Source organism: Paenibacillus nanensis (genome assembly GCF_003583765.1).
GTDB lineage: Bacteria > Bacillota > Bacilli > Paenibacillales > Paenibacillaceae > Pristimantibacillus > Pristimantibacillus nanensis.
The window spans coordinates 1-21,954 of the sequence record NZ_QXQA01000003.1 but is presented as its reverse complement, the minus strand read 5'-3'; the positions used below and the strand labels follow the sequence as shown (position 1 = coordinate 21,954).

At 50.7% G+C, this 21,954-nt stretch carries 16 protein-coding genes and 2 rRNA genes; 3 read left to right on the top strand and 15 right to left on the bottom strand.

Annotated elements, in window-relative coordinates; all coding sequences use genetic code 11:
* Positions 1 to 29 precede the first annotated feature (29 nt).
* The 13 genes from D3P08_RS06345 to D3P08_RS06285 all read right to left on the bottom strand — a co-directional run bounded on the left by D3P08_RS06345 (position 30) and on the right by D3P08_RS06285 (position 17,471).
* Complete coding sequence (locus D3P08_RS06345; RefSeq protein ID WP_119598623.1) at positions 30 to 1,025, bottom strand: carbohydrate ABC transporter permease; 996 nt, start codon at positions 1,023 to 1,025, stop codon at positions 30 to 32.
* Complete coding sequence (locus D3P08_RS06340) at positions 1,012 to 1,944, bottom strand: carbohydrate ABC transporter permease (RefSeq protein WP_119598622.1); 933 nt, start codon at positions 1,942 to 1,944, stop codon at positions 1,012 to 1,014. Before D3P08_RS06340 ends, D3P08_RS06345 begins: the two co-directional genes overlap by 14 nt.
* A gap of 12 nt (positions 1,945 to 1,956) precedes the next feature.
* Entirely contained in the window at positions 1,957 to 4,581 is a 2,625-nt protein-coding gene (locus tag D3P08_RS06335; protein ID WP_119598621.1) for a DUF5696 domain-containing protein, read from the bottom strand.
* Positions 4,582 to 4,585: 4 nt separating this feature from the next.
* On the bottom strand, positions 4,586 to 5,212 hold the full coding sequence (locus D3P08_RS06330) for a YIP1 family protein (RefSeq protein WP_119598620.1): 627 nt from the start codon (positions 5,210 to 5,212) through the stop codon (positions 4,586 to 4,588).
* Positions 5,213 to 5,261: 49 nt separating this feature from the next.
* Complete coding sequence (locus tag D3P08_RS06325) at positions 5,262 to 6,716, bottom strand: NHL repeat-containing protein (protein ID WP_147381779.1); 1,455 nt, start codon at positions 6,714 to 6,716, stop codon at positions 5,262 to 5,264.
* Positions 6,717 to 6,741: 25 nt separating this feature from the next.
* A complete protein-coding gene (locus tag D3P08_RS06320; protein ID WP_119598618.1) occupies positions 6,742 to 7,632 on the bottom strand; it encodes a carbohydrate ABC transporter permease in 891 nt (296 codons plus the stop codon).
* A gap of 1 nt (position 7,633) precedes the next feature.
* Complete coding sequence (locus D3P08_RS06315) at positions 7,634 to 8,566, bottom strand: carbohydrate ABC transporter permease (RefSeq protein WP_119598617.1); 933 nt, start codon at positions 8,564 to 8,566, stop codon at positions 7,634 to 7,636.
* 7 nt (positions 8,567 to 8,573) lie between these two features.
* Complete coding sequence (locus tag D3P08_RS06310) at positions 8,574 to 11,471, bottom strand: extracellular solute-binding protein (protein WP_162848383.1); 2,898 nt, start codon at positions 11,469 to 11,471, stop codon at positions 8,574 to 8,576.
* A gap of 90 nt (positions 11,472 to 11,561) precedes the next feature.
* Complete coding sequence (locus tag D3P08_RS06305; RefSeq protein WP_119598615.1) at positions 11,562 to 13,634, bottom strand: immunoglobulin-like domain-containing protein; 2,073 nt, start codon at positions 13,632 to 13,634, stop codon at positions 11,562 to 11,564.
* A 25-nt stretch (positions 13,635 to 13,659) separates the two neighbouring features.
* Positions 13,660 to 15,123: a glycoside hydrolase family 30 protein gene (locus tag D3P08_RS06300; RefSeq protein WP_119598614.1), complete on the bottom strand. Its 1,464-nt coding sequence runs from the start codon at positions 15,121 to 15,123 to the stop codon at positions 13,660 to 13,662.
* Between the two features lie 495 nt (positions 15,124 to 15,618).
* Positions 15,619 to 16,137 carry a spermidine/spermine N(1)-acetyltransferase gene (paiA, locus tag D3P08_RS06295; RefSeq protein ID WP_119598613.1) on the bottom strand — a complete coding sequence of 173 codons (519 nt, stop codon included), beginning with the start codon at positions 16,135 to 16,137 and terminating at the stop codon, positions 15,619 to 15,621.
* A 25-nt stretch (positions 16,138 to 16,162) separates the two neighbouring features.
* On the bottom strand, positions 16,163 to 16,615 hold the full coding sequence (locus D3P08_RS06290) for a MarR family winged helix-turn-helix transcriptional regulator (RefSeq protein ID WP_119598612.1): 453 nt from the start codon (positions 16,613 to 16,615) through the stop codon (positions 16,163 to 16,165).
* 142 nt (positions 16,616 to 16,757) lie between these two features.
* Positions 16,758 to 17,471 (bottom strand): gamma-glutamyl-gamma-aminobutyrate hydrolase family protein, encoded by a 714-nt coding sequence (locus tag D3P08_RS06285; RefSeq protein ID WP_119598611.1) that lies wholly within the window; start codon positions 17,469 to 17,471, stop codon positions 16,758 to 16,760.
* A gap of 195 nt (positions 17,472 to 17,666) precedes the next feature.
* On the opposite strand from D3P08_RS06285, the gene D3P08_RS06280 reads away from it, so the two are divergent.
* The 3 genes from D3P08_RS06280 to D3P08_RS06270 are packed head-to-tail and all read left to right on the top strand — an operon-like array spanning position 17,667 to position 19,532.
* A complete protein-coding gene (locus D3P08_RS06280) occupies positions 17,667 to 18,521 on the top strand; it encodes an ABC transporter ATP-binding protein (protein WP_119598610.1) in 855 nt (284 codons plus the stop codon).
* Positions 18,514 to 19,167, top strand: coding sequence for an ABC-2 transporter permease (locus tag D3P08_RS06275; protein ID WP_119598609.1), 654 nt, complete (start codon positions 18,514 to 18,516; stop codon positions 19,165 to 19,167). Before D3P08_RS06280 ends, D3P08_RS06275 begins: the two co-directional genes overlap by 8 nt.
* On the top strand, positions 19,167 to 19,532 hold the full coding sequence (locus D3P08_RS06270; RefSeq protein WP_119598608.1) for a GntR family transcriptional regulator: 366 nt from the start codon (positions 19,167 to 19,169) through the stop codon (positions 19,530 to 19,532). The genes D3P08_RS06275 and D3P08_RS06270 overlap by 1 nt, the downstream gene beginning before the upstream one ends.
* A 756-nt stretch (positions 19,533 to 20,288) precedes the next feature.
* On the opposite strand, the gene rrf is transcribed toward D3P08_RS06270, so the two are convergent.
* Positions 20,289 to 20,405, bottom strand: a 5S ribosomal RNA gene (gene rrf, locus D3P08_RS06265).
* 176 nt (positions 20,406 to 20,581) lie between these two features.
* A 23S ribosomal RNA gene (locus D3P08_RS06260) occupies positions 20,582 to 21,954 on the bottom strand; the annotation flags it as partial.

The window sequence follows — 21,954 nt, the reverse complement described above, 5'->3', positions numbered from 1 at the left end:
CTCATTTCATGGTTGATGGTGAACCGCGCTTATCCGACAATGCCGGATTGCTCCAGATTTTCGACGATCCGTCTCTGCGCAAAGAAATAAATGATAAGCAGCGGCAGAAGGAAAATCAAAGCCGCCGCTTGCTTGACAGAGTCGAAAGCGAAAGTCGTAGCGCCGGGCGCGTCGTACCACGTACGAACCGCGTACAAAATGTTGTTCACGTTCGCGGGGGCGAACGTCGTCGTAAGCTTGATGCTTAAGTACGGACCGTCCGGATGAAAGTATCCGGTATAATACGTGTCTCCGTAGTTCCATACGAACGCGAGAATGCCGACCGTCATGATCGCCGGCAGCGCGTTAGGCAGGCCGATTTTGAAAAACGTTTTATAAAAGCCGCAGCCGTCGATGTAAGCCGCTTCCTCCAGCTCCTTCGGAAGCCCTTTAAAAAATTGCCGGAAAATAAACACAAACATACTCTGCTTAACCCCGAATCCCAATAAGGCGATCACGTACAATGTATAAGGCTGATTGATCAAGTCGATTGTGCTGCCATTGATGGCCGAAATGAGCCCAAAAACGTCAAAATGCTTGAAGCTTAAATATTGCGAAATCAAAAGCGACTGCGGCGGGACAACGAAGGTTACGATGACGAGAAACATGACGAGGTTTCTTCCCCAGAAATTGACCCTGCCGAGCGAATAGCCCGCGATGGCGCACATAAAAATTTGGATTACGGCAATCACAGCCGCATAAGCGACGGATTGCAGCATAGGGACTCCGTTGCCGTACACGAGCCTGATGGCGGCCCTGAAGCTGTCCACGGATAGATCGATCGGCACCCAGATGACATCGGGATTGCCGAGATCCTCCAGGTTGTTGAACACAAAAGGAATCAGCTTGATCAAGGGATATAAAATAGCGAACCCTAACCCGATAATGAGCGAATAAAAGACATAGCCGAAAATAATTTTTCGGAACAGCGCCTTGACGTGATAAGCGGTGATCTGTTTTCTTGTTCGCGTTTCACTTTGCAGCATGGCTGAGCTTCACCACCCGGTTCATGATTAACAGCAGTAAAAGCAAATCGACCAACACGTTGACGAGGTAGACCACCGATAACGCGGAGCCTGCGCCGATATTGTTTTTATTGAAGGCGAAATAGTAGATCTCGGTGGAAATCGAAGATTTGAGAAACATATCGACGAACGTGTAGACGAGCGCGAACAGCGAAATATTGCCCACAAGCGGCAGCGTAATTTTCCAAAAAATTTCATAGCTGTTCGCCCCTTCGATTTTCGCCACCTCGTAAAGAGAATGATTGATCGACTGCAGTCCGGCAAGAAAAATGAGCGTTTGAACGCCGGTCTGCGAAAGCAGCATGAATATATTCGCCGCCAGATCCGAAATAAAAAACGTTACGTCTCTCGGAAGAAAAGTGTACTCCCGCAAAAAGTCGATCAGCATCTCGCTGTCGAAATTGCTGTTCACGACCGCGTCGGCGACGTCCCCGCCCGTTGTAACCATGATCAAATCGACGACAACCTTAAGCCCCAGAACGATAGGAAGGAAGAAGATGACCCTCGCTAACCCTCGTCCTTTGAAATTAACGTTGATCAGAATCGCGCAGAACAAGCTGAAAATGACGATGACAGGAGTATTGATGAAAATGTTCATGTTTTCGTCCGAAAACACTCTTAAAAAAGTCTGGCTTTGACTCGAAACTTCGACATTAAAAAGGTCCTTATAATTTTGAAGGCCGACGAAGTGAAGCACCATCCCGCCCGCATCCGCCACGCCGACTTCATGGAAGGAGTATTTGATTGTATTCACAAGCGGCGTGACGAAAAACAACACGAACCCGATTATCCATGGCAGCACAAAGACGAGGCCGTGAATTTTTTTCATTGTTTTATAGGAAATACGCGTTTTCCGAATCTTGTCTGCTGCACCCTGCATGTCACAACCTCCTTACGGCTTTGGCTTGATGAGATAACCAAGGGCATCTAGATTCGATCCGGATACCGAGACGGGAAATTTATTGTAATTGACGATGACCGAAGCCCCCGATGCGTAGGTCGTTTCGAACACGCCCTCCGCCAGCAGCCGATGACCGGTAATTTCCTTGGAGCCGATGGCGGCGAGCCCTTCGCTATACTCGGTGTACAAGGCTTTCATCTTATCCGCCAGCACCGCATACTGGATCGAGTAATAATCGCTATATTCCGAGTTTTTCAGAACATCGGCGTTCTCCGCGCTGATCGTAAATTTCGGAATGCTCCCGAGCTCAAGCGCTTGCAGCAGGAAGTATTGGCTTCGGTCCGGCGACAGGTTCACGTTCAGCGTCGTATATTCCGCCAGCCCGTTCATGACCAGCTGCCGGAATGGTATCGAGCTGTACATCGTCGCGTAATTGCTGCTCTCTCTGGAAATATCCGTCGCGAAGGCGATATGCCCGATCCGGTCCATATTGGGATTGTCCAGCGCGAGCGTCTTCTGCTCGGACAGCTTCTTCAGATTCTCTTCGACAATCGAACGCGTAACCACCGGATCTACAATTTCGCGCGGATTGTAGTTCGCGTAATACGTGGACCCCATATCGCCAAGCGCTATGTTCGGGTAGGCAGCCGAGCCTTTAAGAAATCCGTCCACCGTATCGCTTAAATATAACGGATTCAGCAGGTACCGTTTGGTGCTGCTGAGATCAAACCAGCCGTTCGCATAGTTATATTTTCTGAATTCGATCGGTTTGCCGTCATAGCCGTGCAGGGCATTGCTTTTGAGCCAGAAGCCTCCGCTTTTATCGGACAGCCGCATAAGGTCGGCATGGAGGAACAGCGTGTCGTTCCCGTCTTCGAAACCGTTCAGCAGCGCTTCAAACTCCTTTTTGCTTCCGTTCTCCCGGACTAATGCCGCTTTGTTGCCGATCGTGTTGTTCATGCCTCCGTTGAAGACGCCCTTATAGTTCACCACCGCATTTACGTCTCCAAGATCCTCCATAATATCGAGCAGCTGGTTGTAAGTCGTCATGGAATGCGGCTCTTTGTAGGGGACGCCTAGAAATCTCTTCTCCAGGGTGACGGTTCCGATGACGTCAAGGAACAGCTTCGGGGCTGCCGTGTAAGCGGGCTCCAAATCGTATGTGTCGATCAGATAGTCCCGGTACGACTTCGCCAAATCGTAATAGGTCACATTGCCGTCAAACAGCTTGTAGCGGACGGTATAGTCGACGGAAATTAAGCCGGTCGCGGCCAGAAAGCGAGCCTCGTTGTCGCTGTACGGCCCGAACACCTTTACTCGCGAATACTGCATCGAGTCGAAGGTGCTGTACACTTTGTTATACAGCGTGCCGCCTGCCGATGTGTCCTTCGTGCCCAGCTGCACTTTCACATAGCCGAGCTCCGCGCCCTTCTCGATAATGCCGAGGTGGCCTTGCGACCTTCCGCCGAGGTCCGTCACATACATGCCGAATACGGGCATGGTCAGATTCTCGGGAAACTCCGGCATCTCGTACAGCGTGTTGTAGTACGTGTTGTCGTACACCGGCCGTTCGTATTCCGGAAATTTGCCGTTGAACGTATTCACCCGGAACAGTGCCCCGGCGCCGTCCGGCACAACGATCTGCCCGTCGTCCACCTTCTCCGCCGACGCCAATCCGAAGGAAGGGAGTACGGCAATGTTCTGGATCGTGTAGAAATCGTTATCGCCTTCGATGGCGTAGGTCGGCACTTTCACGACGAGATCGCCGCGGTCCAGCGTCGCTTCCATGGTCACGACGAATCTTGCCGGCTGCGTAATCGTCACCGCAATTCCAAATTGCTGGTTGTCCGCGATCAGCATCTCGGTCGTATATCCGACGTCCTTCGAGAATTGAATTAAATCCTTAACGAGCGAGAGCGGCGGCAGACCAGAAAATTTGAAAAAGTATAGTCCGTTATCTTCATCCCGCTGATACGCGATTCCGAGCGCTTCTTCATATTTTTTCGCTTGCGCCTCCGTAAGGCTCCCTTCCCCCGCCAGCTGCTTAAGCTTCTCGAGGAAGAGCGTTTCGTAATGCTCGATCGATATTTTCGTCGGCATGTATTCGTTCAGGCGGTACGATTCGGTTTCGAAAAAGTCAAACACGATTTGGGCGCCGTTCTCGATCCGGTTAATCGTATACCGCCCGTTCTGAATCGCATAATTGTACGCGTCCCACTCATACATCGTGCTGTCTTTGCCGAGGAATCGGATCACGATCGGAGATTTCTCGGCATCTCCGCTTTTCCCGTCGTCGTATAAACTGTTCCACGATACGCCGCTTTCGGTATCGACGACTTTCAGATTCAGCGTGGCGGTGTCCAGATAAAGCTCCCTGCCTTCGCTGCTGGAGAGAAGGACCGTGCCGGCATTCGGTTCGATCTTGCCCGTTGGGGCGGCAAGCCCTTCCCGCGAATATTCGGGCAGCGGCTGACGGCCGATCCCGTAATGCTTCATAATGGAGGGAAGAAAGCTAAGCGCGGCAATGACCAGCACAGCCAGAGCCGCCAGTGCCAGCTCCCTCCGGCCGATAGGATGAATTCGAGAGACGACTGCTTCGCTTACGTTCTTGAACATGTGGTCACCACCTCTTCGTCAGTTCCAGGAATACCGCGTATACGAATCCGATCACTTTCCCCACCAGAGTGAAATACAGCATCGAGAGGAAGACGATAAGAATAGCCGAGACGAAGGAAGCCGCCAGCGTCACAATGTTAGTCAAAGCCGTATATTCGTGCGTTACGGATAATCCGCAGAACAGCAGGAATACAAACCACACCGTTCCGATCGCCGTGAACGCGGTGAGCAGCGCCGATTCCTCTTGCGTCACGACGTTGCTCAGCAAGATGCCGAGAAGATCGAAAATCAGCTTTGGAATCAGCGCATAGCTGATCACGATATAGATATCCCCGATGGAGCCGTTGCCGTCAAACAACGTCGTAATACTCCAATTGCTGATCATAAAGAGCAGGAACGGGAACAGCGTCGTAATAAAAATGGCGATGCTGTTCATCGCGAACAGCGGATTGTAGTTCAGGATAAAGCCGGTATACTGGTAGCTCATAATGCCCGTGATGCCGCAGAGAAACATTAAGATTGTCGCAAGCGTAAAGCTTCTCTTCCCCAAAAACTTCACATCGTAAAATCCGTCGAACGGATGGAAGAGCACGCGGAACATATATTTCCCATCTTCAACAATTCCGGCCATAAGTTCGGATCATACCTTTCTTTAGAGCTGATTGGACCTGCCGCATTCGTTAGCCGCTCTTCTTGTTGTATCTGTATTCCGAGTAGAACAAGGCGCCGGCAAGGGCGGCAAACAGGAGGACGAACCACAAGAAATGGTGTTGGATGAACACATTGCGGTATTCCGCAAACGCTTGCGAGTAATACCCCCGGCTGTTGCCGAGCTTCAGGTAATACATAGCCTTCTCGAAGACGTCCTGCATCAGGTAGTTCCGGCCGACACCCGTATACGCGATGTCGTAATTGGCGTTTCTCTCCAGCGTGTCCTCGAAGGCGGCGCCCGCCGCTTCCCAATTGCCGTTAAAGTATTGCTTCTCCGCTTCCAGAGCGGCTTCGCCGAACTCCGTCGGCTGGAAAATGTACGCGCTGCCGAACTGCTTATCCGTCAGTACCAGCTTATCTCCGAACCAGGCGATGGCGGTCGGTTCCTTCACGTTCCCCTTCAGATTGCCGATGGAATTAAAAACGTTCATGATGTCCCCTTCGAAATTATAGAGGAACACCCTGCCCATCGTTTTATCCAAGACCGCGTAAACCCCGTAATCGGAAACCGCGATATCGACGAACTGGCTTTCCGCAGCGGTTACTCGCGGCAGATCGCCTATTACGCGAAAATATCCGTCCTGAATCAGCACGTTTTCGCCTTTCGCGTTAAAGCGGAACACCTTATCCTGGGCCGAGGGATCGAACGTCGTCGCATAGATCAGCCCTTCGGCATCGATGCTTATATTATTGAAGGAAGGCGCGAACAGCTTCTTCATCTTCTCCTTCTGCTTATTGGAAGCGATGGACTTCCAGAAGAAGTCGATCAGGTTGACTCTCGGCTTATTAAGGCCGAAGTATCTGGAGAAGGTGCCGTCGGGATGAATCTCGATGATCCCCTCGTAGCTGCCCTGCACGACGACGCTGATTTTTCCGTTCTTATCGACGACCAGCTTGGAAGGCTTGAACGGCGTTACCCCCACCATGTCTTCAGGCTTTTCGATCGTCCGTTTATAATAGTAGGAGATCCCGTCCAATACGACGATTCGCTCGGCGCCCGTATCCGCAATATACAGCTCCCCCGCCGCCTCGCTGTAAAATACCCCTTCGGGATTCGCTAACATCAGCTGCTTGCCGGTCGATTCGCTCACCATAATTTTTCCGGCTTCGTCCCGGATCAATTTAATGGAAGCATGAAGACGAAGGTCCGTATCGAATACATTGACGCGGCTTTCCGTGGCGTCCGCGATAAAAATTCGATCCTTAGATACATACACATCGTCGAAGCTTCCGACCTTGATTTTATCCATGCGGCTGGCATCCAGCGTGTCTACCCATTCGAAAGCCGGGGGACTCCGTTTGGCGTTCCCCCACGCGTCATAGGTATAATCGCTTTCGAACGTATTCGCGGCGAACGCTCCGCCGGATGGAAAGAGCAAGCAGAACGCACAGGCAAGAAGTGCAGCACGCATATATTTCATCACCGCGGGTCTCTCCTCTCCGGTTGGATTATTCTTTAATGCCTGTCGTGGCCATCGTCTGCAGCACATTGCTCTGAGAGAATATAAACACGGCGACCGGAACGACCAGCATAATGAGCGTAACAGCCGAAGCGACCCCCGTTCTGGCGACGCCGGCATTTACGATTTGCATCAGCGCGTAGCTGATCGGCTTCAGCTTCTCACTAAAAATAAAGCCCCCGCCGGTCGTCCCCCAAAAGTTCTGGAAGGATAGGATGATCAAAGTAATCCATGCCGCTTTGGAGAGAGGCATCATGACCCGCCAAAAAATCGTAAATTCGCTGGCGCCGTCTATTTTGGCCGCCTCGATAAGCGCGTCGGGCACCTGAACCATAAAGTTCAGCATGAGGAACAGCCCGAGCGTAGACCCGATCGAAGGAAGAATGACCGCCCAGTAGCTGTCGATCATATGCAGCTTCGACATGATGACGTAGTTCGGAAGAGCCGTGACGGTGCCGTTGAACATCAGCGAATAGACGATCAGCTTCGACATCGTCTTCGAACCGGGGAACACGTATTTCGCGAGCGGGAAGGCCGCCATCGAGCCGATAATAACCGTTCCGGCCGTGCCTACCGCCGTAAGAAACACGGTATTGAACAAATACCGGGACATCGGAATCCAGGAATTCCCGATAATGATGAGCAGATCCTGAAAGTTCGTCAGCGTAGGGTTCTGCACGAACAATTTGGGAGGGAATATAAAAATTTCGTTAAGCGGCTTGAACGCGTTATTAATAATAAAGATAAGCGGCCAAACGCTGAACAGTCCGAAAAGGCCCAGGAAGAAGGTCAGGGTGAAGTCCCCGAGGATGCTTCGGTTTCTTCGTTTAAACTTTCGGGACAAGTATGCTTTTTTTACCGCGGCAGGAACGACTTCCACCCTAAACACCTACCCTTCGCAGCGCTTTCTGCACGATGATGTTCGTAAATACCATAATAAAGAACAGCACGGTCGCGATCGCCGAGGCATAGCCCATCTCGTAGCGGATGAAACCATAGTCGTGCAGATGCGTCAGAATCGTATGTCCCGCATATTCGACCGAAGGGAAGCCCGCAAGCTCGATCGAGATTTGCGAGACGGACAGCGAGCTCGTAATTTGCATGACCGCCCCGAACAACAGCTGCGGCTTCATCGACGGGAGCGTAATGAACCACAGCTCCTGCCACCGGTTTCGGATGCCGTCGATCTGGCCCGCTTCATACAGCGTTCGGTCCACGTTCTGCAAGCCCGCGATGAACGCCAGGAAGCTTACGCCGAGACTGAGCCACAGCTGCACCAGAATTAGAATCGGGAATACGTACTCCTTTTTATCAAACCAAAGAATCGGTTCGCTGATGAAACCAAGCCTGAGCAGCCAAGCGTTGGCATAGCCGTACATATCCGACGAGAAAATAAGCTTCCAGATCAGATAAGCGTTTCCCGAAATCGAAGGCGCGTAGAACACCAGCGTCATGACGGCGCGTACCTTCGGCGTCAATTCGTTAATCAGCCATGAAAAGACGAAACACATGATGTAGCTGACCGGGCCGGTAATGAGCGCGAAGAACAGCGTGTTTTTTACAGCGATCAGAAAGATGTCGTCGTTTACAATCAGATTAATATAGTTTCCGAATCCGACGAACTTCGGCAGCTCGAGCATATTGAACGACGTGAAGCTGATCACGATCGATGTCATGACAGGGATAACGGTAAACACGACGAAAATAACGGAGAACGGCAGCAGCAGCAAATATTTCTCTTTATGTTTTTTCCAGACGTTTGCGATCGACGTCTCTCCTCTAGTTCTTGCGATGGGTTTCCGACTCGTCTGCATACTCACCTTACTCCTCTATCTGTGGATTCCGACCCGTCATGCGGCTCGCAGGGTCCTCGCTGTAGGATAGATGGAACTCTTTGCGCTTCTTCGTAAGCTCCTGATCGACTTGCTTAATATTCAAATACAGCGCTTCCCTCGGATTTCTGCCGCTCGTCACAACGGAACGGAACGCGTAATCGATCGCTCTCGGCGTCATATAGCCGCCCGGCACCTCGGGAAAACCTACGGCGTCCTCGAACTGCCGCGCCAACTGCTCCGAGTCTTTCGTCGCCCAAGGCAGCTGTTCCAGCACCTCGACGTTCGCCGTAGGATACCTTGCGGCGGACCCCATGACGGACTCGAGCGCATTGGCATACTGGGCTTGGGTGTCCGCATCGATCCACCATTTCATGAAGGCCCAAGCTTCCTCTTTCCGGTTCGAAGCTTCCATCATGATGCTGTCGATCGTGGTCGCGAGAACCGTATTGTCCACACTGCCGTCCTCCGCTTCGGTACCCGGTATCGGAGCAAAGGACCACAAGCCTCTAATCTCGGGAGCGAAAACCTCGAGCTGATTGTACGTCGTATACGGCGCAATTCCGACCGGCATCGCCCCGGTTCGGAACCGGTTAGGGAAGTCGGCGGTTACAGGCAAACGATAGGTTGTAAAAAATCGGGTGACCTGATTGAACGCGCTCATCGCTTCATCTCCGATTAACCCGCTCCGAATCCCGTAATCGGCGCCGCTGCCTTGATACAGATCTCCGCCGTGCTGATAGACCAGCGACGGATACAGCTCCTGGCCGTTCATGTAAAAGTCATAGTTGTTCGCATGGAGAACCGAGATGACATGCTCGACCTCGTTCCAAGTCTTTGGCGGCTCAAGCCCCAGCTGATCCAAAATATCTTTGCGGTAAAACATCATTAAAAAGGTCGATTGCTCGGGAAGTCCGTAGATCCCGTTTTCATAAGTTACCGTCCTCCAGGTACTTTCTTCAAAATGGCCGCGAAGCTCCTCGAACCCGTCCAGCTTCGACAAGTCCACTAAGGCGTTCCGCATGGCGAAGTTCACGACCGTTGCCTGCGGTACGGCGAGGGCGACATCCGGACCGTTGCCCGCAAGCGTCGCCGGGAGAATCACATCCTCCGGAATCAGCTGCAGCTCGACCGGAATGTTCGAATTCGGCGTAAAGCTTTGATCGATTAAATTTTTAATGACCTGCGCCTGATCGCGGCCGGCTGCAATCCACACTTTGATGGCATTATCTTGCGCGTCGTCCCCCAGCATGGTCTCATCCACGAAGAACGTCGACAGAAAGCGGACCGCTCCGTAATAGCTCCGAACCAATGGATTCGGCTTCGCGTCCGGCAACTTGGCCTCCGGCGCGGATAACGTAAAGCTGTCGAGCTGAAGAGGCATCTCCGAAATCGTTGTTATCCAAGTGCCGAGCGAGGAAATGTTGTTTTCCATTGTGGCGAGCTCCGTAATCACATCCTCAGGCTTTTGGCTCAGCCGCTCCGCCTGCACTTGCATTTTTTCGATCATGGCCGTTTTTTCGCCTTTCTCGCCGGTAATTCTCACGAGCTCGGCAACGACTTTTTTCAGCCGCCCGCTTTCCGCTTGCAGCGTTTCCGCGTAATTCGGAATTTTTTTCGTAATCTCGTAATCGATGTAACGGTCCGGGACGACTCCGGTAATCTGCACCGTCTTGCGATAGAGATCGTTCAGGATGAAGACGCTCTTCTCCACTTCCGATAGCGGCATCGCGAAGTCTCCGAGCACGACCTCCAGCGAAATCGTATTCTCGCCCTGCTTCAGAGGGATGAGAAAATCTTCTTCGCCATTGCCGGGCACATAATGCACGAAGCCGGAATGGAAGGCGAACGGTATCGCCGCCGCTTCGCGGAACGGAACCTCGCCGTTCACTTTCAATTGCCGGTACGACATGATGCCTCGATTCGTATTCTGCGCTCCGCGGAAAGAAAGGCGGTACAGCCCCTCCTCCGGCACGGCGATGCGCCAGGTCATGAAGTCGCCGGGCGTTCTCCAGCTGGTTCCGCCGATCGTGTTCAGCTTGATCTTATACGGATGGTAAGGGACGGTTTTGGGATTGCTGTAGTCAGTTGTCAAAATGACATCGACCGACGATTTTTCAATCCCAATCGTGTAATCGTCCGTCCGTTCCGCTTGATAGACCAGGTTGGCCCCTTCGTAAACCTTGTAGCGCTGCTTCCATTCCTTGATGATGTCCGCGTAAGCCATCACTTCCGGCGCCGCTTTCAGCGTAATTTCGCGGATCTCCATCGGTTCCTTCACCGATTCGAGGGAGAGGGTATGCGTTCCCGCGTTCATATAAAATTTGTAAGGATCCAGGCTTCTCTTCCGCGAATCGCTTATATATACCGTCATCGGCTCCGGTTTTTCCACCGCGTTCGGACGGATTTCATTCCCATCCTTCTCCGCGATGTCGCCGCTGTTGTCCCACACTCGATGGAAAATCAATTGATTCATGCCGTCAAACAAGCTTTGGTCGTCGATATACAGCTTTCTTTCGATTTTCGAGTTCGTCCCTGCGGAAGGCACATACGTAACCTCGATATTGTAAAATCCGGCTTCCTGCACCTGCACATTCCATGTGATGGTACCTTCTTCGCCGGTTACGACCGCGCCGTTCACAACGCTGGCCTCCATGCCGGCCGAAGCCTTGTACGTCGATATGTCAACCTTGATCGTAGATGAAGCCATCTTCCCGTCATACCCATTACTGTCGAGGTACGCGTGATAGGATTCTTCGAAATAGTCTTGCCGGTCTGCGGACGCATCCGCAGTAACCGCATTCGCGCCGCCAGCTCCCAGCGCGGATATGAACATGACAAATGCCAGCAATGTCAGAAGCGCATAAATAAACATTTTCTTCATCATGGACATACCCCTGGACCCTCCATTTATAGCCGCGTGGTGCTATGAATCGCCTCATAGCACCCGCAGCTTGTAACGATGTACTACCCGAGACTATTCAACGGTTACCGCAATCGTCAGATTCGCGGCGTTGCCGGCGAAGTCCGTGACGGTAAGCGTTACGTCATAGGTGCCAGGCGTCGTCACGTCAAGGCTTCCGATATCCGCCGTAATATTGCTCTTCAGGTCGAAGCCGTCCTTATCGACGGCCTGCTCGACAAAGTCGTTCCCCCAATTGATGGCGGAGGCGTCTTCATCCACTTTCACCTTGCGGTACTCCGCTTTCGCCGTAAGGGTCGGCGGCGTCGTGTTATTCGGGTCGTAGACGATAACGGCATACGATGTTTTCCCTTCGTTGCCGGCCGCATCCTTGACCGATAACGCAAGGCCTCCGTCATATTGGCCGACGGTATCGAATTTCACCGTCGAGACATCTACCGTTACGTTGCCGAATGGCAGCTCTCCGTCGATGCCGTCCTGCGCCTTCACGAACGTGTCCCATTTAATCGAGGACGGATCCGTTCCGGCCGCAACGGCAATTGGAACGCCGGTCGTCGCGTAGGTCGGCGGCATATTGTCCTTGGATTCTCCGGAGCCGATCGTTTGTTCAACGGCGGCCATCGAGTCCAGAATGACGTTCTTCTGCGCATCGATCGCTCCCGCATACTTCGGAGACCCGTTCAATCCGTACAAGGAATTGCCTAGAATCGTGTCGGTCCACATTCCGCTCCAAGGCATAATCGTCGCATATTCGTTCGGGCTGCTTCCCGATATTCCCGTAAACGCTTCCATAACAGCCTCTCCATATTGCTCGTTCGTGACATCAAATCCGTAATTGATCGCCGTATTTTTCGCCTGCTTCTCGAAGAAATCCAGCGCCTTATCGCTGCTCGCCAGCGTTTTGTAGACCGTCGACCAATAAAGTCTGAACGCCTTCAGCGCCAGCTCGGTCTTTTCCTTTGGCACGCCTTTCAGAACGGCGAATTGGTTGTTCGGGAAAATGACCTGCTCGTATTTCGGATCATCTGCCGCCAAATCGTCCGGTCTCGGGAACGGCACGATACCCATGGACTCTCCGCGGGATGCCAGCGATTGGCCCGCCCCGTTCGAAAGCCACGGCACCATATTCGTGAACACCGTCTCTCCGTTGCCGAAGTCGCTTCCGTTCCACGTCCATCCCGGAACGGACGTGTCTTCGCCATATCTGGTCGACATCATCAAATTTTTCGACATCAGCCTATCGAGATATTCGACCGCTTCCTTCGCTTCGGCCGAGTCGGCTGTCAGACCGTCGGCGCCATATACAGCCCCGCCGTTGGCGTGAATCGCTTGGAACGCGGTATAGCGGTAATCCGTCTGGAACGCCTTGATCGGCACGTCCGTCCGGACCGGCGACATCTTGTTCGCGTAATATTCGTTGACCTTGGTCAAATAATCCTCGAACGCGGACCATGTCCATTTCCCTTGCTTCCACAGATCGTGCGGATACACCGTTTTGCCGTTTTCCTTCAGCGCATCGACCTTATCCAGATAAGAAATGTTGTAAACGAGCGGCCACGCATTCACGAAATCGAGAATATAGTTCAGGAAGTACTTATTGCCGAACATCTTGTCGCCGAGCATCCAAGCGTCGTCCGGATCGCTGAAGATACTCTCATATTCATCCAGCGGCTGAAAAATGTTCTGCCCGATCAAGGTTCCTTGCGATCCGCCCCAAAGCAGCGCAACATCGACAATCGGAGCATTCGCGAGCACCGATTTCAGCAGCGACTCTCTCAGGTCGCTCGGGTATTGGACCCACTGGATTTCAACATTCAGCTCGTTCAGTACGGCTTCCTGGGCTTTCTGTCTGGCAAGCAGCTGCTCCGGCGGCATTCCCGGCTCGCCGGTTACGGGATCCTTCCAGTTCGGGTCGTCTCCCGCCTGCCAATGGGTGCCGAACACGATTACGGTCGGTTCCCCTGTTCCCCCTCCGCCGGACGGCTGCGGCGATTGCTCCGCCGTTTTGCTTTCTTGAGGTGTTGCCGAGGGCCCGCTGCTGTTCGAATCTTTGCAGCCGGTTAATACAGTGAAGAATAAAGCGAGTACCATGAAAAGTGCAGCAAGCTTTTTTTGTTTATTTGCCATTTTCGATCCTCCCTATGTTTTCGACTTACAGAAAACGAGACTTCCCTGCCTGAACAACAAAGGTTGTTACAGATTCCGGCGGAAGAGTATAACCTTCGAGCCCGTTCACCTCCTTCACGAGGTCGAGGTTATGCGCCTCGGACGTCTCGTAAACTTGCGTCTTTTTCCCTTCCAGTTCCTCGAAGGCAACCGGCTTTTCTTGCTTTGAAGGATTAATCGCCACGATTACGGCTCGATCTCCTTCCGGGCTGACGTAAGCGGTTGTGAGCACGTCGCTATCTTCAATATCGGCTTCGATCCTGTGGTAGCCCGGCTTAACGAATTTGGAGTAATTGCCGAAGCTCCACATTCGCTTCGCGGTGCCGAATTGCTTCGTCTGAGGATTCACATACACCAAAGCATCCCGGTAGTCGCCTTTGGCGACCGCCAGCCACTGCTCCCATGTAGACACCGAAAGAATCGTCATATCCTCATGAATCGTTCGCGCCAGCACGAGAGCCGCCTCCATGCTTGCGGCGTTGCCGTTAAGCATCTCGCACCACTCGGTCTGGTGCAGCGGGAGCATATTTTCGAATTGGGAGAAGTATTCCGCGGCAATTTCCTTATCCTTAGCGCTCGACCAATACGAATGCACGGCATAAGCGTCAATGTGCTTAGAGAGCACTTCGTCGCTCATGATTCGCTTATACATCGTAAGCGTGTACTCAGGGTCGTTCCATGCGCCGGATTCCGCTATCAGCAGCTTAACGGGAAGCTTCCTAGCTTCCAGCTCCTGCGCTACTTTTCTTGAGAGGCTGATCACCTGCTCCGGCTCGTAATGGCAGCCTTCCTGGCCGTTCTTCCATTCCCATTGCGGTTCATTAATCGGGCTTAAGTATTTGACCGGCACGCCTTCCTTGACGAATAGCTCCGTAATATCCACTAGGTACTTGGCGAATTCGTCTTCATTCTCCGGCGGGAGATTCGACTTCCCGTTTGGTTCTCCCGAGGAATACCCCGACAACGTCAGCCTTGCAGGAGGACTATTGGCGAACAGCACGATGTCCGCTCCGCGCTTCGCCGCTTCCTTCATCGCATGAACCGCGTTTTTGTCCCGGCTCAGATCATATACGCCCGGCGATACTTCGACCGTCTCCGTCGTGCGCCAAGGGTCGGTTGCGACCGCCGGTTTGCCGGCCCCGATGTTGTAGCGGTAAATGTTGAGGCCGATTCCTTTCTGCTCGTCGTACAGCAAATCCATGATTTGATCAAGATTATCCCAGCCGCCGACCTCTTGCGCCCACCAAGCGCCTGAGGCTCCGAATCCGTCAATGCTTTGATACCTCCTGTTATAATCAAGCGTTATCTTCTGGCCCATACTGCTGCTCCCCTCTCCGTTTTCTTCTGTACCGGTTCTCGAGCCCGGCGGCATCGCAAGCAAGAAAATCATGACGCTGCATACCGCCAAGCAGCCAAGCCCGACAGCGTATTGTTTCTTAGAAATTTTCACATTGCCGCTCCTCTCCCGAGCACCGGACGAATTTATGTAACGGGTTACATAAAGCGCTTACATTTTAAATTGAAACAAATTCATCGTTGCTGCTACTAACTGATAATAAGGGGTTTTGCTTTCTCCGCTGACTGGTAATCAGGAGTTCTTCAGCTTCTTCTGACTGTAAATGAGGCAATACCGCCGTTAAATGAAACCAGTTACATGTAACGGGTTTCATAACGGCTAAAAAAAAGAATGAGGATGTTATGCAGTGCTCGCAAGCTCTTTGTGAAAGGGGTTTCATTTTTGTTAATGCTATTTTATTCCGCGATTCCGCGTCTGTCAATCACTGGTACCGAAATTTTTTTTGGGGCGCTTTGAATCATTTGTTTTCCTTCCACGCCAACCGTATATGTGTTTCTATATTTATGTTTTTTAAGACGAAATATAACTGCAAAAAAAGAGAGCATGAAGCCCGGATCTACGGACTTCATACCTTCATTCGCAGCAATCTTACAGGAGTGTTTTCGTCATTATAATATCCGTCTGCTCCTCATCGCCCATATAGAAGGAGTGCGCTCCTGTCGGGATAAACCCCATTTTTTCGTAAAAGGCGATCGCGTTATCATTTTTTTCCCAAACGCCAAGCCAAATCTTCTTTTTATTTTGCTTTGCCGCAATTTCCATAGCTGTATGGATTAAATAATGGCCAAGCCCCTGTTTATGAAACTTGCTGCGAATATATATCCTTTCGATTTCAAGCGAGTCTTCGCTCATTTTTTCAGATTGTGCATCATTGCTGTTTACTTTTAAATACCCGGCGATCTCACCGTTCGAATACACAAAATAAAATTCGGAGGAAGGATGGGTTAGCTCCCGTGTTAATTGTTTGACGTCAAACGCCCGTTCTAAGTAGGCCTTCATGTTCTCCGGTGAATTTTGATTCTTGAAGGTCTCATAAAAAGTCTCTATACTCATTTTTTGGAGTAAGGGTAAGTCATCCGTTGTGCATTTTCTGGCAGTTATCGTCATTATTTTTTATCCCCTCTCGTAAAAATTAATAACTTCTCTTATTCCCCTTCTTTACAAACTCCCAGTCCTTTTCTATATTTTTCCTGACCCTAAGGAGCAGGTTATACAAGGTTTCCGCTTCATTCTCCGAGAACCCGGTTAGCGCGATCTTATTGGAGTATTCATGTTCGTTGATGATGAAGGGGTACACGGTCTTCCCTCTCTCAGTAGGAAATAATCTCTTTATTTTTTTGTTGGCTGGATCATCCGCTTTTTCAATAAAACCGTTTAGCTCAAGTTTTTTGATCGCACGGGCAGCGGTTGTCCGGTCTACCTTTATCATTTCGGCTAGTTTTTCTTGAATCATGCCCGGGCTTTCGACGATTCGCACGAGATATACATACTGTCCTTTTGTAAGGTCATATTCTTTAAATTCAATATTGCTTATGGAATCCAATGACCTGGCGATCATGCCAATTTCGCGTAAAATTTCCTTCATCAAGTCAACTCCAATGCTCTTCCTTTTCAAATGGGCTTAGTGAATCGTAACGCATTTTTGTTGCATTTGCAACATTTTTGTAATCATAAAAAAACACCCGCCCTAATGGAATCGGACGGATGTATTCGGAGTGATGGCAACGTTACTTCCCGCAAAATTTCACAAATGCCTCAAATAATTGAAAGTTACTCGGATCAGACTTGTAACTGAATTCCGGATGCCATTGCACGGCAAAAACAAACGTTTTATCCCGCATCGTTACCGCTTCGATCAAGCCGTCCTCAGCCTTTGCAACGGCAATCAAGCGCTCCGAAAGCTTCTTTATCCCCTGATGGTGATAGCTGTTGACTTTTAAGGTTTCTTTTTCAACGATGCGGTATAAAGGATTGCCCTTTTCGATGTAAATGCTGTGGCTTGGTTCCGAATACGGAGGCGATTGTTTGTGTTGCACTTGAATATCGGATACGAACTGAGTCGGAAGATCCTGGTAAAGAGAACCTCCAAGCAGGACATTAAAGAGCTGAATACCTCGGCATATTCCGAACGCCGGCTTGTCCAGCTCGACTACCCGACGAAAGAGGACCGACTCCATCACATCCCGCTCGCTGCAAATATCGCCGCAGACATCTGCTGCTTCCTCGCCGTATAGCTCGGGATTCACATCATGTCCACCTGTAAACAGAAAACCATCGAACATGGCCGCCATTTCCGATATAACATCCGCATTCGAAGTTAACGGAAGCATGAATGGAATTCCGCCGGCTTCTTCAATTCCTTTCATGTAACCTGGCAGCATCCAATAGCTTTGCTTGTCCCCATCGTACAAAGGCAATACTCCTATTGTTGGTCTCTTCATGCCCATTCCTCCCCATATACTTTCTCAATTTTTCTATTTGTCTACTTCTATTCTATACGAAATCAAGAGGTGGTTGTTAAAACTTGTTGGGTTAACGAAGCAGGAGCACATGAGAGGAAGCCTATTGACACTTTATCCGTACAGGTGATACATTGTGTATGCACGATATACACAATTTAAATAGGAGGGCATAACATGCTGGCGTTAGAAATTAAACATTTAAATAAAGAATACGAGCATTTTCGTTTAAAAGACGTCTCATTTCAGCTGGAGAAGGGTTACATCATGGGCTTTATCGGCGCTAACGGCGCGGGTAAAACAACAACCATTAAGTCGATTTTGAATCTGATCCGATTGGACAGCGGCGAGATCCGCATCTTTGGGCGGGATTTGAAGCAGCACGAGCTCGAACTGAAACAGGTAATCGGCTCCGCATTCGGGGACATCGATTTTTATACGCGAAGCAGGATCAGAACGTTAACGAACGTGATCAAAAGATTTTATCATCACTGGGATGAAGATGCCTACAACAAATATTTAAAGAAATTCAATCTGAATGAAAACAAAAAAATAGCCGAGCTCTCAACCGGAATGAAGGTTAAATACAGCTTGGCCCTAGCCTTGTCGCATGGCGCGAAGATTCTTATTCTCGATGAGCCGACCAGCGGCCTGGATCCTGTAGCAAGGGATCAACTGCTGGATATTTTCCAGGAGCTTGTACAAGATGGCGAAATCAGCATCCTGTTCTCTACCCATATTACTTCCGATCTGGAGAAATGCGCTGATTATATTACGTATATCGATAACGGTCAAATTATTAACAGCGCGGTGAAAGAGGAGTTTATCGATACCTATCGCTTGGTGAACGGGAAAGAAGAGCAATTGCATTTGGTTCAAGATAAGCTGATTGCTTATAAGACGAATTCTTTCGGGTTTACGGGCTTGATCCATACCGTTGATTTCGATCCTTCATGGGATCTGCGATCGGCGCTGCCAAATCTTGAGGAGATTATGATCTATTTCTCGAAAAAGGAGAGTCTGCATGTATAGCTTATTGATAAAAGAATTAAAGCTCAGCGTAAGTCCTATCTTCTATGTTATGCCCTTCTTAACAGGCGCATTGATGCTTATTCCGGGATGGCTGTATTTCCTTGTTGTTCTCTACTTTACTTTCATCACGGTACCGAATATGTTCGGAGGCTATAAATCGCAAAACGATTTGATCTTTACCAGTATGCTTCCTGTAACCAAAAAAGAAATCGTAAAGGCGAAGGTGGCCGTAATCGTTATCTTGGAATTGCTGCACATTGTCGTTGCCATGATCTATGGTCTTATTAGCATACTTTTGTATCCGAATATGGATTATTTATTTTTCAAGCCAACTTTAGGTTTTTGGGGACTCAATTTCGTCATGATGGCGATCTTTAACCTGATTTTTATCGTAATGTATTTCAAAACGGCTTATAAGTACGGTGCTGCAACGTTTGCGGCCGTGGCGGCCGCCCTGCTGTTCGCCGGCGGAGCGGAATGGCTCGGCATACAAAACTCGTTCGTGTCCGACCTTCTGAAAGGTACGGGAGCCGACAACATCGCCGTCCAGCTATTGATCCTGATCATGGGTGTCGCAATATTTGCGATAATGACGATTATCGCTTATCATATTGCCAACAAACGGTTTGAGAAAGTGGAAATCTAATGAACATTGCAATTTCGAACGCGTCAGAAAAACCCATCTATCAGCAGCTCTTTGAACAAATCAGCGCACAAATCCTGATGGGAGAGCTTGAAAGCGGGTATAGCTTACCGCCTATTCGCCAAGCTGCAACCGAGCTGCGCATTAGCATCATCACCGTCAAAAAGGCGTGGGAAGAACTCGAAAGGCTTGGCTTGATCTATACCGTAACCGGCAAAGGCTGCTTTGTTGCCGAGCTCTCTCGCGATGAGATGCTTCAAAAACGCAACGATATGATCCGAAAACAGATGGCGATCGATACGTCGTACTACAAATCCTTTGGTCTTACCATCGAGGAAGTAATGGAGCTTCTAAGGGAGATTTATTGAGAGACCCGCATAATTTATTTTCAATTACAACCACTTCGACCCTAAAGTGGTTTCTTTATTTTGTCTTATTTCAACGCTGCATATGTAATGAAATGATTACACGTGATTCTAAAATGAGTATCCCGGTCGGCGTCTGAACCTTCCTCTTCAGGCCGGGTCGCGCATCATCGAATGCTTCGACCGAAAGGTTCAGACACTCTCCCAGTTGGGAGAGGAACGTCACCAGACCATTTCGGATGGCGGAGCCATCATCCGAAATGGTCTATGCACAACAAAAAACCTACCGTATCGACTACGGTAGGATATCTGTGCTTGGCGACGTCCATTCCGCACCGGGATGAATACTCTTCGCAGAGTTACATCAACGGTCGGCGTCTGAGCCTTCCTCTTCAGGCCGGGTCATGCATCATCGAATTGCTTCGATCATAAGGTTCAGACACTCTCCCCGTTGGGAGAGAAACGTCGCCATGCGAAACAAAAAACCTGCCACAGATAACTGTGACAGGCATTCGTGCTTGGCGACGTCCATTCCGCACTGGGATGAATACTCTTCGCAGAGTTACATCAACGGTCGGCGTCTGAACCTTCCTCTTCAGGCCGGGTCATGCATCATCGAACTGCTTCGACCGGAAGGTTCAGACACTCTCCCAGTTGGGAGAGAAACGTCACCAGACCATTCCGGATGGCGCAGCCATCATCCGAAATGGTCTACGCACAACAAAAAACCTACCGTATCAACTACGGTAGGTTATCTATGCTTGGCGACGTCCTACTCTCCCAGGACCCTGCGGTCCAAGTACCATCGGCGCTGGAGGGCTTAACGGTCGTGTTCGGTATGGGAACGCGTGGTTCCCCTCCGCCATCGCCACCAAACAGTGTTTTTCGATGACCGTGCTCCCTGAATTTCTTCAGAAAAGACACAACCATGCAAAGCTTGCGCCTTGAAAACTGGATACGAAAGTTTGCTGAACTTTAGCTTGTAATTGGGGTCCCCGCAAAGTATCAGGAATAATCCTCGAAGCATTCGCTTCACTTTGTGGGGTATCATTTAGGATAAGCCCTCGACCGATTAGTATTCGTCAGCTCCACACATTGCTGTGCTTCCACCCCGAACCTATCAACCTCGTCGTCTTCAAGGGGTCTTACGAATTGGGAAATCTCATCTTGAGGGGGGCTTCACGCTTAGATGCTTTCAGCGCTTATCCCGTCCGTACTTGGCTACCCAGCGGTGCTCCTGGCGGAACAACTGGTACACCAGCGGTACGTCCATCCCGGTCCTCTCGTACTAAGGACAGCTCCTCTCAAATTTCCTACGCCCGCGACAGATAGGGACCGAACTGTCTCACGACGTTCTGAACCCAGCTCGCGTACCGCTTTAATGGGCGAACAGCCCAACCCTTGGGACCTACTTCAGCCCCAGGATGCGATGAGCCGACATCGAGGTGCCAAACCTCCCCGTCGATGTGGACTCTTGGGGGAGATAAGCCTGTTATCCCCAGGGTAGCTTTTATCCGTTGAGCGATGGCCCTTCCATGCGGTACCACCGGATCACTAAGCCCGACTTTCGTCCCTGCTCGACTTGTAGGTCTCGCAGTCAAGCTCCCTTATGCCTTTGCACTCTGCGAATGATTTCCAACCATTCTGAGGGAACCTTTGGGCGCCTCCGTTACTTTTTAGGAGGCGACCGCCCCAGTCAAACTGCCCGCCTGACACGGTCCCCGCACCGGATTCACGGTGCCGGGTTAGAACTCCGATACGATCAGGGTGGTATCCCAACGGCGCCTCCACCGAAGCTGGCGCTCCGGCTTCCTAGGCTCCCACCTATCCTGTACAGATCGTACCAAAGTCCAATATCAAGCTGCAGTAAAGCTCCATGGGGTCTTTCCGTCTTGTCGCGGGTAACCTGCATCTTCACAGGTATTAAAATTTCACCGGATCTCTCGTTGAGACAGCGCCCAAGTCGTTACGCCATTCGTGCGGGTCAGAATTTACCTGACAAGGAATTTCGCTACCTTAGGACCGTTATAGTTACGGCCGCCGTTTACTGGGGCTTCGGTTCACAGCTTCGGGTTACCCCTAACCGCTCCCCTTAACCTTCCAGCACCGGGCAGGCGTCAGCCCGTATACTTCGCCTTACGGCTTCGCACAGACCTGTGTTTTTGCTAAACAGTCGCTTGGGCCTTTTCACTGCGGCCCCCTCGGGCTATTCACCCTACCGAGGCACCCCTTCTCCCGAAGTTACGGGGTCATTTTGCCGAGTTCCTTAACGAGAGTTCTTCCGCGCGCCTTAGCATGCTCTGCTCGCCTACCTGTGTCGGTTTGCGGTACGGGCACCTAGATCTAACTAGAGGCTTTTCTCGACAGCCGGAGTACATGACCTTCGCTACTGCAATTTTCGCTCCCCATCACAGCCCAGCCTAAC

What these genes read in the sequence shown, in the direction of transcription:
- D3P08_RS06270 (WP_119598608.1), top strand. Translation starts at nt 19,167, where the DNA reads ATGAACATTGCAATTTCGAACGCGTCAGAAAAACCCATCTATCAGCAG.
- D3P08_RS06330 (WP_119598620.1), bottom strand. Translation starts at nt 5,212, where the DNA reads ATGGCCGGAATTGTTGAAGATGGGAAATATATGTTCCGCGTGCTCTTC.
- D3P08_RS06290 (WP_119598612.1), bottom strand. Translation starts at nt 16,615, where the DNA reads ATGAAGGAAATTTTACGCGAAATTGGCATGATCGCCAGGTCATTGGAT.
- D3P08_RS06310 (WP_162848383.1), bottom strand. Translation starts at nt 11,471, where the DNA reads ATGATGAAGAAAATGTTTATTTATGCGCTTCTGACATTGCTGGCATTT.
- D3P08_RS06345 (WP_119598623.1), bottom strand. Translation starts at nt 1,025, where the DNA reads ATGCTGCAAAGTGAAACGCGAACAAGAAAACAGATCACCGCTTATCAC.
- D3P08_RS06285 (WP_119598611.1), bottom strand. Translation starts at nt 17,471, where the DNA reads ATGAAGAGACCAACAATAGGAGTATTGCCTTTGTACGATGGGGACAAG.
- D3P08_RS06275 (WP_119598609.1), top strand. Translation starts at nt 18,514, where the DNA reads ATGTATAGCTTATTGATAAAAGAATTAAAGCTCAGCGTAAGTCCTATC.
- D3P08_RS06280 (WP_119598610.1), top strand. Translation starts at nt 17,667, where the DNA reads ATGCTGGCGTTAGAAATTAAACATTTAAATAAAGAATACGAGCATTTT.
- D3P08_RS06315 (WP_119598617.1), bottom strand. Translation starts at nt 8,566, where the DNA reads ATGCAGACGAGTCGGAAACCCATCGCAAGAACTAGAGGAGAGACGTCG.
- D3P08_RS06305 (WP_119598615.1), bottom strand. Translation starts at nt 13,634, where the DNA reads ATGGCAAATAAACAAAAAAAGCTTGCTGCACTTTTCATGGTACTCGCT.
- paiA (WP_119598613.1), bottom strand. Translation starts at nt 16,137, where the DNA reads ATGACGATAACTGCCAGAAAATGCACAACGGATGACTTACCCTTACTC.
- D3P08_RS06335 (WP_119598621.1), bottom strand. Translation starts at nt 4,581, where the DNA reads ATGTTCAAGAACGTAAGCGAAGCAGTCGTCTCTCGAATTCATCCTATC.
- D3P08_RS06340 (WP_119598622.1), bottom strand. Translation starts at nt 1,944, where the DNA reads ATGCAGGGTGCAGCAGACAAGATTCGGAAAACGCGTATTTCCTATAAA.